The sequence below is a fragment of the Janthinobacterium sp. NKUCC08_JDC genome (assembly GCF_019345575.1).
In the GTDB taxonomy this organism is placed as follows: domain Bacteria; phylum Pseudomonadota; class Gammaproteobacteria; order Burkholderiales; family Burkholderiaceae_D; genus Janthinobacterium; species Janthinobacterium aestuarii.
This window is the reverse complement of the sequence record NZ_JAHKQW010000011.1, coordinates 1-12,144: the sequence shown is the minus strand read 5'-3', so window position 1 is coordinate 12,144 and position 12,144 is coordinate 1. Positions and strand designations below refer to the sequence as shown.

General features: G+C 60.7%; 12 protein-coding genes and 2 tRNA genes. 12 read left to right on the top strand and 2 right to left on the bottom strand.

Annotated elements, in window-relative coordinates:
* The first annotated feature begins 6 nt into the window (after positions 1-6).
* The 3 genes from serS to KO538_RS21425 all read left to right on the top strand — a co-directional run bounded on the left by serS (position 7) and on the right by KO538_RS21425 (position 1,820).
* On the top strand, positions 7-1,296 hold the full coding sequence (serS, locus tag KO538_RS21435; protein ID WP_219329589.1) for a serine--tRNA ligase: 1,290 nt from the start codon (positions 7-9) through the stop codon (positions 1,294-1,296).
* Between the two features lie 76 nt (positions 1,297-1,372).
* Positions 1,373-1,462, top strand: a tRNA-Ser gene (locus tag KO538_RS21430).
* A 268-nt stretch (positions 1,463-1,730) separates the two neighbouring features.
* Positions 1,731-1,820, top strand: a tRNA-Ser gene (locus KO538_RS21425).
* 159 nt (positions 1,821-1,979) lie between these two features.
* On the opposite strand, the gene KO538_RS21420 is transcribed toward KO538_RS21425, so the two are convergent.
* Positions 1,980-2,642, bottom strand: a complete 663-nt coding sequence (locus KO538_RS21420) for a hypothetical protein (protein ID WP_219329588.1) — start codon at positions 2,640-2,642, stop codon at positions 1,980-1,982.
* Between the two features lie 123 nt (positions 2,643-2,765).
* Here KO538_RS21420 and hisC point away from each other — a divergent pair, with 123 nt between their 5' ends.
* From hisC to KO538_RS21405, 3 genes are all read left to right on the top strand, one after another.
* Positions 2,766-3,821 (top strand): histidinol-phosphate transaminase, encoded by a 1,056-nt coding sequence (gene hisC, locus KO538_RS21415; protein WP_219329587.1) that lies wholly within the window; start codon positions 2,766-2,768, stop codon positions 3,819-3,821.
* A 186-nt stretch (positions 3,822-4,007) separates the two neighbouring features.
* Entirely contained in the window at positions 4,008-4,337 is a 330-nt protein-coding gene (locus KO538_RS21410) for a PadR family transcriptional regulator (protein WP_034758635.1), read from the top strand.
* 11 nt (positions 4,338-4,348) lie between these two features.
* Positions 4,349-4,879: a DUF2812 domain-containing protein gene (locus KO538_RS21405; protein ID WP_219329586.1), complete on the top strand. Its 531-nt coding sequence runs from the start codon at positions 4,349-4,351 to the stop codon at positions 4,877-4,879.
* A gap of 173 nt (positions 4,880-5,052) precedes the next feature.
* On the opposite strand, the gene KO538_RS21400 is transcribed toward KO538_RS21405, so the two are convergent.
* On the bottom strand, positions 5,053-5,706 hold the full coding sequence (locus KO538_RS21400) for an FxDxF family PEP-CTERM protein (RefSeq protein WP_257620487.1): 654 nt from the start codon (positions 5,704-5,706) through the stop codon (positions 5,053-5,055).
* Positions 5,707-5,965: 259 nt separating this feature from the next.
* On the opposite strand from KO538_RS21400, the gene KO538_RS21395 reads away from it, so the two are divergent.
* The 6 genes from KO538_RS21395 to KO538_RS21370 form a co-directional block, all read left to right on the top strand.
* A complete protein-coding gene (locus KO538_RS21395) occupies positions 5,966-6,835 on the top strand; it encodes an NAD(P)-dependent oxidoreductase (RefSeq protein ID WP_219329585.1) in 870 nt (289 codons plus the stop codon).
* A 205-nt stretch (positions 6,836-7,040) separates the two neighbouring features.
* Positions 7,041-8,105: a YeiH family protein gene (locus tag KO538_RS21390; protein ID WP_080698798.1), complete on the top strand. Its 1,065-nt coding sequence runs from the start codon at positions 7,041-7,043 to the stop codon at positions 8,103-8,105.
* 16 nt (positions 8,106-8,121) lie between these two features.
* Entirely contained in the window at positions 8,122-9,432 is a 1,311-nt protein-coding gene (locus KO538_RS21385; RefSeq protein WP_219329584.1) for a D-amino acid dehydrogenase, read from the top strand.
* Positions 9,433-9,461: 29 nt separating this feature from the next.
* Positions 9,462-10,277, top strand: coding sequence for a thiazole synthase (locus KO538_RS21380; protein ID WP_219329583.1), 816 nt, complete (start codon positions 9,462-9,464; stop codon positions 10,275-10,277).
* A gap of 70 nt (positions 10,278-10,347) precedes the next feature.
* On the top strand, positions 10,348-11,355 hold the full coding sequence (locus tag KO538_RS21375) for a porin (protein WP_219329582.1): 1,008 nt from the start codon (positions 10,348-10,350) through the stop codon (positions 11,353-11,355).
* 225 nt (positions 11,356-11,580) lie between these two features.
* Positions 11,581-12,144, top strand: a 564-nt coding sequence (locus KO538_RS21370) for a thiamine pyrophosphate-binding protein (RefSeq protein WP_257620486.1), incomplete at its 3' end; no start/stop codon positions are given.

The window sequence follows — 12,144 nt, the reverse complement described above, 5'->3', positions numbered from 1 at the left end:
CCACCCATGATAGATATCCAACTTCTCCGTAAAGACATCGCCACCGTCGCAGAACGCCTGGCGACGCGCAAATTCCAGCTCGACGTGGCAGGTTTTACCGCCCTCGAAGCCGAACGCAAGGCGATCCAAACGCGCACCGAAGAGCTGCAGGGCAAGCGCAATGCGCTGTCCAAGCAAATCGGCATGCTGAAAGGCAAGGGGGAAGACACCTCGGCCGTGATGGCGCAAGTGGCCGGCCTGGGCGATGAGCTGAAAGCCGATGAAGCGGCCCTGACCGTGGTGCAAGCCAAGCTGAGCGATTTCATCATGGCCGTGCCGAATTTGCCGCACGAATCGTCGCCTGTGGGCATGGACGAGTCGGGCAACGTGGAAGTGCGCAAGGTCGGCACGCCACGCACTTTTGACTTTGAAGTCAAGGATCACGTCGACGTGGGCGGCCCGCTGGGCCTCGATTTCGAAGTGGCTACCAAACTGACCGGTTCGCGCTTTTCCGTCATGAAGGGCGGCATCGCCCGTCTGCACCGCGCGCTGGCGCAATTCATGCTCAACACGCACGTGGACGAGCACGGCTACACGGAATGCTATACGCCGTACATGGTCAATGCCGATTCCTTGCGCGGCACGGGCCAGCTGCCGAAATTCGAAGCTGATCTGTTCTCGGTGAAAAAAGGCGGCGCGGAAGGCGAGGGCGAGACCTTCTACCTGATCCCGACGTCGGAAGTATCGCTGACGAATATCGCGCGCGATGAAATCCTCGCGCTCGACCAGTTGCCGCTGAAAATGACGGCCCATACGCCATGCTTCCGTTCGGAAGCGGGCAGCTATGGCCGCGACACGCGCGGCATGATCCGCCAGCACCAGTTCGACAAGGTGGAAATGGTGCAAGTGGTGCATCCGGACACCTCGTACCAGGTGCTCGATGAAATGGTCGGCCACGCGGAAACGATTCTGCAACGCCTGGGCCTGCCATACCGCGTGATGTCGCTGTGCACGGGCGACATGGGTTTCGGCGCCACCAAGACCTTCGACCTGGAAGTGTGGCTGCCGGCGCAAAACACCTACCGCGAAATTTCGTCGCTGTCGAACTGTGAAGCCTTCCAGTCCCGCCGCATGCAAGCGCGTTTCCGCAACGCCGCCGGCAAGCCGGAACTGGCGCACACCCTGAACGGCTCCGGCCTGGCAGTAGGCCGCACCCTGGTGGCCGTGCTGGAAAACTATCAGCAAGCGGACGGCAGCGTCGAGATCCCGGCCGTGCTGCGCCCGTACATGGGTGGCCTGACGCATCTGAAGGCCTAAAATAGTCCTTTTCTTTTCGCTGCGGGCTGCTATAATCTTGCCTTCTCGCAGCAATGCGGGAAAGACCGCAGCAAATGGAGAGGTGGCAGAGTGGTCGAATGTACTTGACTCGAAATCAAGCGTACGTTAAATCGTACCGTGGGTTCGAATCCCACCCTCTCCGCCAGAACAAATAGAGAAAGCTCCCGAAAGGGAGCTTTTTTTATTTGTGGCGGCGGAAAGGAGTACGCCCCCTGCGGGGCGTACGCGTGGGATTCGAAGACGAGCGCGTACTTGCGCGAGGCTCCCCGAATCGTCAAATTGGGTTTGGTTCTAAATGCCAGCCCTCAATTGCAAATCACCAATAAACCCCTACCCAACCCAACAACACCCATGCTAAAATAGCGCCTCGTTCAAACCGGCACGCCAGTTTGAATGAATAGACCGCAGTAAACGGAGAGGTGGCAGAGTGGTCGAATGTACTTGACTCGAAATCAAGCGTACGTTAAATCGTACCGTGGGTTCGAATCCCACCCTCTCCGCCAGAATACATAAGAGAAGCTCCCGCAAGGGAGCTTTTTTTATTAGTGATGCAAAAAAGCCTGCGACGTATCAATGCAGGTAGAAAAACCGCCCAAAGCGCGCAGCGCAAGGCGTTTTTTCCTCCATTCAGCTTTGAATGCCAGCACCCCCACCAACGCAAGCTAGTGCACCAGCCGCGCCACCGCAAACGCCACACCTGCCAGCGCAATCATCGTCCCCACGCATGATAGGATGACAGTCGACTTCGCCTCAGCCACATCAGATCTGGTCGCATAATTGGAGCGCACCACCGCCAAGTCCAGTTTCAAGCTGCTGACATCCGTCGTGAGGACAGTGACATCCGTTTTCAGGCCGGCGACATCCGTTTTCAGGTCTGCCACATCCACCTTGAGGCCAGCCACATCCGTTTTCAGACCGGCCACATCCACCTTGATGCCAGCCACATCCACCTTCAAATCAGCAACGTCCAGTTTCACACCAGCCATGTCTTTTGCCAGTGTATTGACCTGCTCGTCCATGGTGCAATCCTCCATGCTTTTCACTCGATGCTCCTCGCATTTTTCACCCCTGTCAAACAGTGTCCCGAGGGTATCGTGCATGGCCTTGCTATTCCTCGCCAAGCGTTGCGCCAGTGCCATCGCGCGTTGCAGGTCGGCCATTCCTTCGCCCTGTAGCTGGTCTGTTGCAGTCTGCAATTCGGCAGCGATTTGTTTGCTGAGGCTGGCGGCAACCTGCAGCCATGCATTGATCTTGCGCTGGCGTGTCTGTCGCTCCAGCGCGTCAGGCCGCAGCCACGGATCGCTCAGTTTGTGCATGCTATTCATGCTGCGTCCTCTTCAGCTTCGGCCGATGCCGTCCACGCTACCCCTCGCCGTCGCCACCCACCTTGACCCCGCTCAGCCTATGGTAATCTACCCCCTCCCATCCCGACCCCACCAATAAAAGCAATGAGCCGATTCTGGAGCAACATCGTCAGCGAGCTGACCCCCTATATCCCTGGCGAGCAACCGAAACTGCCCGACCTGGTCAAACTCAACACCAACGAAAACCCCTACGGCCCATCGCCGCAAGTCCTGGCCGCACTGCACGAAGCCAGTAACGACAGCCTGCGCCTGTATCCCGATCCCTCCGCCAGCGAACTGAAGCAAACCCTGGCCGACTACCACGGCTTGAACAGCGCGCAGGTGTTCGTCGGCAACGGTTCCGATGAAGTGCTGGCGCTGGCCTTCATGGCCTTGCTCAAGCACGATGCGCCGCTGCTGTTCCCCGACATCAGCTACAGCTTCTATCCCGTGTATTGCAAGCTGTACGGTATCGATTACCGCACGGTAGCACTCGACGATGCCATGCGCATCCGCCCGCAAGACTACCAGGGGCCGTGCGGCGCCATCATCTTCCCCAATCCCAACGCGCCGACAGGCGTCGACTTGCCGCTGGCCGATGTGGAAACCCTGCTGCGTGATCATCCTGACGCCGTGGTGGTGGTCGATGAAGCGTATGTGGATTTCGGCGGCGAGAGCGCCGTGACCCTGGTCGAACGGTATCCGAACTTGCTAGTGGTGCAGACGTTCTCGAAATCGCGCTCGCTGGCCGGCTTGCGCGTCGGCTGTGCCTTCGGGCATCCTGATCTTATCGAGGCGCTGGAAAGAGTGAAGAACAGTTTCAACTCGTATCCGCTGGACCGGCTGGCGCTGGCCGGTGCCGTTGCCTCGCTGCACGACGAAGCGTATTTCCAGCAGACGCGCCAGGCCGTGATCGCCAGCCGCGAACAGCTGACGGCGGATCTGGCGGCGCTGGGTTTCGAGGTGCTGCCGTCGGTGGCCAACTTTGTCTTTGCGCGCCACCCGCAGCATGACGCGGCGCAACTGGCCGCAGGCTTGCGTGCCCGTTCCGTGATCGTGCGCCATTTCAATGCACCGCGTATCAATCAGTATCTGCGCATCAGCATCGGCAACGTGGGCGAGTGCGCGGCCCTGATGACGGCCCTGCGTGCCCTGGTGTAATTTTTTTCTTTTGTAGCGGCCACTGCCCATAGCGGCGGTGGCGCCAATTCTTTCCGAACTTATCAAAAAGTGCAGACATTTCAGCCTGCCGTGCTACTATGGCGTAAGTCGCTATATCACTTATCGATATATCAGATGACGATATAACGATTTACGCTATATCGGCTATTGCCTTTGGGGAGGAATATGGATGCATCGATAGACAAGCTGCTGCCCTTGTCGGAAGCCACATATTACATTTTGCTGGCCTTGAACGAGCCGGCGCATGGCTACGCCATCATGCAGCAAGTCGAGGCCATCAGCGAGGGCGCCGTCAAGATCGGGCCAGGCACCATGTACGGGGCGTTTGCCAACCTGGAAAAGCAGGGCTTGATCGTGATGGTGAGGGAAGCCGAGCGGCGCAAGGTCTACACCATGACGGACATGGGGCGCCATGTGCTGCTGGCGCAATTGCGGCGCTTGCGGGTGATGGTGCGCGTGGGCGAGGCGAGTGCGCCCTTTTTAGCAAAATACTGAGGTGAAACAGGATGAGTGAGCAACGGTCGCATGTCTATAAATGGTTCATCGAGCTTGATGATGGCGAGATCGAGCAATGGCTGCGTTCGCAAGCCCTGGCAGGCTGGCATTTGACGGGCTTTCGCATGCCTTGCCGGTTTACGTTTGTCCGGGGCGAACCCGCCGATGAGGTCTACCGTTTCGACTCCTTTCCTGCATGGAAGCGCAGCGCCGAGTATGACCAGCTGTGCCAGGATGCCGGCTGGGAGCTGGTGTTTTACTGGTGGGGTAGTTATTGCTGGCGCAAGCCTGCGGCAGACGGCCAGCCGAATGAGATTTACACGGATACGGCATCGAAGATCGCCAGGCAACAGCGCTTGCTGATGTATTTCGGCTTGACCAGTTTGCTGTTGATATTCAATCTGCTGGGCAGCCGCGACCGCCAGATGGATATGTTGCGGATGGTGCTGACGGGCGTGCAGGCAATCATGCTCTTGCCCATGTCATACCTGATCTGGCGCACCGTCAGCCGCTTGCGCCGCCTGCGCCGGCAGGCGCTTTAGGCGCATCGGGCGCTGGCAGGCGTCCCGTCATGCACGGCCATTTGCGCGTCAATCAATGGATGCAAGCGGCAGCAGGATGGGCGGTATGGAAAAGCATTCAATCTGGCGCGAGATCGTGTCCTGGATGGCAGGCCTGATACGGCTGCCGGCAGCCGTATCAGGTACCACTTTGCTTACTGCTGGCTGGCCCGGCGGCGGCGCGACATGAAGCCCAGCAAGCCCAGGCCGCCCAGCAGCATGCCGTAGGTGGCTGGCTCCGGTACGGCCGACACGGACAGATTATTGATGGTCGGCCAGATGCCGATCTGTCCGGCCGTGCTGACGGCCAGGTCCGAGAAGGCGCCCGTCGACAGGAAGCCGACAAACGATGCCTGTGTCGGCAATACCAGTTCGTAGGTGAGCAGCTCGCCCAGCGCATTGCGCGCGGTCAGCGTGATGCTCTGGGCACTGGCATATTCGCCGGAAAAGTTCGATCCGAAGAAGAATCCCCCCACACCGCGTACGGCACTGGAAAAGTTGGAGAACACCACGCTGTCGTCACGGTTATTGGTGCTCAGCCAGTTGTCGCTGCCCGTGCCTGCGCCGTACAGGATGGGCGAGACGCCAACGCTGCTTGCCGTGTAGGCATAGCTGCCGGCGCTGCGGAACAGCGGACCATCGAGTGCATCGATGGGCAAATCATCAAAGGTATCGACGCCGGTATTGCCGGCCGCTGCCAGATAGGCGGACTGGCTGGTAAAGACCGTGATGTCGGCGTGTGCGGCGCTGGCGGCGAACAGCAGGGCGGCGGCGCTGATGATTTTCATGCGGGTGAGTGAGGTTTGCAAGATCGACTCCTTAACGAGGGTTGGGAAAAGGATGCGGCAAAAAGTTTCCTTATTTGTAATGCCAGTTCAATGTAATATTAAATAGAAAAAAATACAACATAAATTATTTATGATAATTTTGATCTTGCATATGTAAATCGCTGATGTTTGCCAATTGCTAATGCCTGGCGGTCTGAGTTGGCGTCTGGCGGCACGATGCTGCTGGCGCGGGCCATTTGTGCAACAATAATCGGATTCACACATCGACAGGACGGACAATATGGCAAAAGTGGCATTCATCGGTTTGGGCGTCATGGGTTTCCCTATGGCAGGCCATCTGGCGGCGGGCGGGCACGACGTCACCGTGTACAACCGCAATCCGGCCCGTGCGGCCGCCTGGCTGGAGCAATACAAGGGCAGCAGCGCCGCCACGCCGGCCGCCGCCGCTGCGGGCGCCGAGTTCGTCTTCACCTGCATCGGCAACGATAACGACCTGTATCAAGTGATCCTGGAAGAGGGCGGCCTGCTGTCCGCCATGGCGCCGGGCAGCATCCTGATCGACCATACGACGGCCTCGGCCGAAGCGGCGCGCACCATCCACGCGGCGGCAAAAGAAAAGGGCGTGTTCTTCCTCGACGCGCCCGTGTCCGGCGGCCAGGCTGGCGCGGAAAACGGCAAGCTGACCGTGATGGTGGGTGGCGACGCGGAAGCGTATGCGCGCGCCGAGCCCGTCATCGCCTTGTTCTCGCGCGCCGTCACCTATATGGGCGCCTCCGGTTCCGGCCAGCTCACAAAAATGGTCAACCAGATCTGCATCGCCGGTCTCGTGCAAGCCTTGAGCGAAGGCATCGCCTTTGCGGAAAACGCTGGCCTCGACGCGGCGCTGGTGGTCGACGTGATTTCCAAGGGCGCGGCGCAGTCGTGGCAGCTGGAAAACCGGGGCAAGACCATGATCGAACGCAAGTTCGACTTCGGTTTCGCCGTCGACCTGATGCGCAAGGACCTTGGCATCTGCCTCGCCGAAGCCAAGCGCAACGGCAGCGACTTGCCCGTGACCACTTTGACGGACCAGTTTTATGCCGAAGTGCAGCAAGCGGGCGGCAACCGTTACGATACATCCAGCCTGATCACCCGCCTGAACAAAAAGTAAAGTTTAACTCGTCAGTAGCGAGCGGCGCGTCCCTGCGAAGGGCCGCGCCGCTTGTCGTTTACGGTACTGGCATCATTAAAACGTCAGTTTCCGGAACATCCGGTTTCGATTTTCATGGAAAAGCATGGACTTCGCTAGCTCATCGTGTATTATTAAAAAACGAGATGAAATGTCCCAATTTTTAAAACATTATGAGCGGACCCGCATGAAAACCAACTCCTCAGCGATAACACGCGTTGTCGACAAGAACATTCCCTACCTGTCTTCCGCCGTTGCCATCTGGCGTCCCCGCGCCGTGCTGCGCAGCTGGCCCGGCGTGGCCATCGCACTGGTGATCGCCCTGTCGGCCACCTTTATTTCCAGCAATTACGGGGGCCCGCAACTGCTGTACGCGCTGTTCTTCGGCCTGGCTTTTCACTTCCTCGCGTCGGACCCCACCTGCAAGCCCGGCATCGAGTTTTGCAGCAAGGTGCTGCTGCGCACGGGCGTGGCCCTGCTGGGCGCGCGTATCACCTTCAACCAGATCGCCTCGGTCGGTGTGACGCCGTTGCTGATCGTCGTCGGCGGCCTGGTGGCGACTTTGGGCTTTGGCTACTTGCTGGCCAAGTGGCTGAAACGCCCCATCACGGAAGGGATATTGTCCGGCGGCTCGGTCGCCATCTGCGGCGCGTCGGCCGCGCTGGCCATTTCCGCCGTGCTGCCGCAAACTAAGGAAAACGAAAAATTCACCCTGCTGACGGTGGTCGGCGTGACGACCTTGTCCACCCTGGCCATGATCGTTTACCCGCTGCTGGTCAAGCTGCTGGGCTTTGACCCGACGGAAGCGGGCGTGTTTATCGGCGGCACCATCCATGACGTGGCGCAAGTGGTGGGGGCCGGCTACCTGGTCAGCAACCATACGGGCGACGTCGCCACCTTCGTCAAACTGACGCGCGTGGCTTGCCTCGTGCCTGTCGTGCTGGGCCTGTCGATCATGTTCAAGCGCAAGGAAGGCAAAAGCGAAGTCGATGCGCCGCCGCTCGTGCCCTTTTTCCTGATCGGTTTTGTCTGGCTCGTCATTACCAACAGCCTGGGCCTGATTCCGCAGGAAGTGAATGGCTGGATCAACAATGCTTCGCGCGCCTGCCTCGTCATCGCCATTGCCGCGCTGGGCGTCAAAACGTCGTTCCAGTCGCTGGCCTCGCTGGGCTGGCGCCCCGTGATCATGCTGGTGATGGAAACCGTGTGGATCGCCGCCTTTGTCGCCATCGCCGTCCTGCTGACCCGTTAAGCGAGCCGAGCCCGCCATGAAGATCCTTGTCCTCGGCGCCGGCGTGGTCGGCACGGCATCGGCCTGGTACTTGCGCCAGGCGGGCCACGATGTGCGCGTGCTCGAGCGCCAGGCGGGCGCCGCGCAGGAAACGAGCTTCGGCAATGGCGGGCAGATTTCCGTCTCGCACGCGGAGCCGTGGGCCAATCCCGCCACCCTGTGCAAGGTCGTGCGCTGGCTGGGCAAGGACGATGCGCCGTTGCTGTTCCGTCCCCGCCTCGATACGCTGCAATGGCAGTGGGCGCTGCATTATCTGCGCGAATGTCTGCCATCGCGTGTGTCGCGCAATATGCGCCAGATCGTCGCGCTGGCCGAGTACAGCCGCCAGAGTCTGCAAGCCCTCCGGCGCGAAACGGGCATCGCGTATGACCACCTCGAGCGGGGGATATTGCATTTCTATACGGACCAGCAGGAGTTCGATAAATCGCAGTCGGGCGCCGCGCTCTTGCGCGAACTGGGCTGCCCGCGCAACACCGTCAGCGCCGATGAAGTGATCCGGCTGGAACCGGCCCTGCGCCATGCGCGCAGCCAGATCGTCGGCGGCGATTTCACGGCCAGCGACGAGTCAGGCGACGTGCATTTGTTTACCACGGCGCTGGCGGCCCGCGCGGCTGCGGCCGGCGTGGATTTTCAGTACGGCACGACGGTGACGCGCTTGCTGGCGGATGGCGAACGCATCACGGGCGTGGAATGCATCGATGCGCAAGGCCGCCACCGCCTGGAATACGCGGATGCCGTGGTGGTGGCCATGGGCAGCTTTTCCGCACCGCTGCTGCAGCCGCTCGGTATCCGCCTGATGCTGTATCCGGGCAAAGGTTATTCCGCCACATATCCGATACGTGACCCCGCCAGCGCACCGTCCGTGTCGCTGACGGACGATGGCCACAAACTGGTGTTTTCGCGCCTGGGCGAGCGCCTGCGCGTGGCCGGCACGTGCGAGCTGAGCGGCTACACGCGCGAACTGAACCCCGTGCGTTGCGCCGCCATCACGCGCAGAGTGCAGGCGCTGTTCCCTGATGCCTGCGATTACAGCGACCCCGTCTACTGGGCCGGCTTGCGTCCCCTGACGCCATCGAACGTGCCGTACATCGGCACCACGCGCTACCGCCAGCTGTTCCTCAACACGGGCCACGGCACCCTGGGCTGGACCATGGGCTGCGGCGCGGGCAGGGCGATCGCCGACCTTGTGTCGGGGCGGCGGCCGGAAGTCGATTTTGCGTTTTGCGGGCAACGTTTGGCACCGCAGTCTGCGGCAGAGGCATTCCGGGGTCAGACCCGCCGGGTCTGACCCCAGCTTTAACTTAGGAGAGCACCACGATGAGAGACGACGCCACCCCCAGCCAGCCACCGGCCGGGCTGACCCTGGCCGGTACCACCTACCAGTCGCGCCTGCTGGTGGGCACGGGTAAATACAAGGATTTCGAGGAAACGCGATTGGCCATCGAAGAGAGCGGCGCCGAGATTGTCACCGTCACCATCCGGCGCGTGAATATCGGCCAGGAAAAGGGTGAGCCGAACCTGCTCGATTTCATACCGCCATCGAAATACACGATCCTGCCCAACACGGGCGGCTGCTACAACGCGCGCGACGCCGTCTATACCTTGCAGCTGGCGCGCGAGCTGCTGGGCGGGCACCAGCTGTGCAAGCTGGAAGTGCTCGGCGATGAAAAGACCCTGTTCCCGAACATGCCGGAAACGTTAAAGGCGGCGCAGGAACTGGTGCGCGACGGCTTCCAGGTGATGGTGTATTGCAGCGACGACCCCATCCAGGCGCGCATGCTGGAAGACATCGGCTGCATCGCCGTCATGCCGCTGGCGTCCCTGATCGGCTCGGGCATGGGCATTCTGAATCCGTGGAATCTGTCCCTGATCATCGAGCAAGCCCGTGTGCCCGTGCTGGTCGACGCCGGTGTCGGCACGGCGTCGGACGCGGCCATCGCCATGGAACTCGGTTGCGACGGCATCCTGATGAATACCGCCATCGCGGCGGCGCGCGAACCGGTCCGCATGGCGCGCGCCATGAAACTGGCAGTGCAGGGCGGACGCGAGGCCTATCTGGCCGGACGCATCCCCCGGAGAGCGGGCGTCATGAGCGCCTCACCCTCGTCGCCGATGGCCGGGCTGATCGCCTGAGCCCGATTTGTAGCAAGGCAGTTGATTATCGTTTCAAGCGTTTATAAAAACCACAATACCTGGAGATGACATGAAACACACACTCGTAGCGGCAGCCATCCTGGCCTCCTTCGCCGGCAACGCCAGCGCCCAATCGTCCGTCACCGTGTACGGCTTGCTCGACGCGGGCCTGACGTCCGAACACGGCGGCGCGGACGGTTCCGTCACCAAGCTGGCCACCGGCGTGCAGTCGGGCAGCCGCATCGGCTTCAAGGGCACGGAAGACCTGGGCAACAACCTGAAAGCCAACTTCTTGCTGGAAAATGGCCTCGACGTGGATACGGGCGCCAACCGTCAGGGCGCCCTGTTCGGGCGCAAGGCTTACGTGGGCCTGTCGGGCGGCTTCGGCGCCGTGAACCTGGGCTTGCAGCACAACCCGCTGTTTACCGCGCTGGACAATATCGACCCGTTCGAGACGGGCATGACGGGCGCCTCGATCAACCTGATGAGCGTGGCCAGCCTGCGCACGAAAAACTCGATCATGTACGAGACGCCGAAGGTAAACGGCTTGTCGGCCGCCGTGATGGTTGGCCTCGGCGAAAAGCCGGACAGCAACACCCTGGGCCGCACCATCGACTTTTCCATCGATTACGCCAACGGCCCGCTGGTGCTGACCCTCGCCCATGACAACCGCAAGGATACGGCGCTGAACACGGCCAAAGTCACCTTGCTGGGCGGCACCTACGACTTCGGCCCCGCCAAGCTGCACGCCGCGTATGAGACGGACAAGGATGACGCGGGCACGGATTTCCGCAGCTACATGCTGGGCGCGTCGGCCCCCGTGGGCGCGGCGGGCAGCGTGATGGCGTCCTACATCAAGAAGGATGACCGCACGAATGCGCGCCGCGGCGGGCGCCAGCTGGCCATCGGCTACACCTATGCCTTGTCCAAGCGCACGAATCTGTACACCTCGTACGGCCGCATCAACAACGATGGCGCGGGCACCAATTTCGTCGGCGACGCATCGAGCGGCGGCAGCGTGCCTTTGCCTGGGCATAACTCGAGCGCCTTCACGGCCGGCATGCGTTTGAAGTTCTAAGCACGGCGGGGCAGGGAACGATGGCGGCTTGTCTGTTGCGGATAAGCCGCCATTGTTGTTTCAGCAGCGGTGCACATGCATGGATTCCGGATTCAGGAATGAAACAGTCCGATTTTTCATGAATTTTCATTGACAGCGCATTTCGCAACCGTTAAATTGAACACGTATTTCAAATATCGGAACAAAATATACCGATTTTTCATAAAACCGTAAGGAGACTGAGCCATGACCGATTTGTCCGACCAAAAAGCCGCCGCAGCCGCGATACCTGTTGGCCCGCAAAAGATGACGCCCTCCGAAGCGTTCGTGGAAACCCTGGCCGCCAATGGCGTGACCGACATGTTCGGCATCATGGGCTCGGCCTTCATGGACCCGATGGATATCTTTGCCCCGGCCGGCATCCGCTTGATCCCCGTCGTGCACGAGCAGGGCGCCGGCCACATGGCTGACGGTTACGCCCGTGTCTCGGGCCGCCATGGCGTCGTCATCGGCCAGAACGGTCCCGGCATCAGCAATTGCGTGACAGCCATTGCCGCCGCCTACTGGGCGCATACGCCAGTGGTCATCATCACGCCGGAGACGGGCACCATGAGCATGGGCCTGGGCGGCTTCCAGGAAGCGAACCAGCTGCCGATGTTCGAGGAATTCACGAAATACCAGGGCCACGTGACGAATCCTGCCCGCATGGCGGAATTCACGGGACGCTGCTTTGACCGCGCCATGTCGGAAATGGGCCCGACGCAACTGAACATCCCGCGCGACTATTTTTATGGCGAAATCAAGGCCGAG

What these genes read in the sequence shown, in the direction of transcription:
- serS (WP_219329589.1), top strand. Translation starts at nt 7, where the DNA reads ATGATAGATATCCAACTTCTCCGTAAAGACATCGCCACCGTCGCAGAA.
- KO538_RS21420 (WP_219329588.1), bottom strand. Translation starts at nt 2,642, where the DNA reads ATGAATAGCATGCACAAACTGAGCGATCCGTGGCTGCGGCCTGACGCG.
- hisC (WP_219329587.1), top strand. Translation starts at nt 2,766, where the DNA reads ATGAGCCGATTCTGGAGCAACATCGTCAGCGAGCTGACCCCCTATATC.
- KO538_RS21410 (WP_034758635.1), top strand. Translation starts at nt 4,008, where the DNA reads ATGGATGCATCGATAGACAAGCTGCTGCCCTTGTCGGAAGCCACATAT.
- KO538_RS21405 (WP_219329586.1), top strand. Translation starts at nt 4,349, where the DNA reads ATGAGTGAGCAACGGTCGCATGTCTATAAATGGTTCATCGAGCTTGAT.
- KO538_RS21395 (WP_219329585.1), top strand. Translation starts at nt 5,966, where the DNA reads ATGGCAAAAGTGGCATTCATCGGTTTGGGCGTCATGGGTTTCCCTATG.
- KO538_RS21390 (WP_080698798.1), top strand. Translation starts at nt 7,041, where the DNA reads ATGAAAACCAACTCCTCAGCGATAACACGCGTTGTCGACAAGAACATT.
- KO538_RS21385 (WP_219329584.1), top strand. Translation starts at nt 8,122, where the DNA reads ATGAAGATCCTTGTCCTCGGCGCCGGCGTGGTCGGCACGGCATCGGCC.
- KO538_RS21380 (WP_219329583.1), top strand. Translation starts at nt 9,462, where the DNA reads ATGAGAGACGACGCCACCCCCAGCCAGCCACCGGCCGGGCTGACCCTG.
- KO538_RS21375 (WP_219329582.1), top strand. Translation starts at nt 10,348, where the DNA reads ATGAAACACACACTCGTAGCGGCAGCCATCCTGGCCTCCTTCGCCGGC.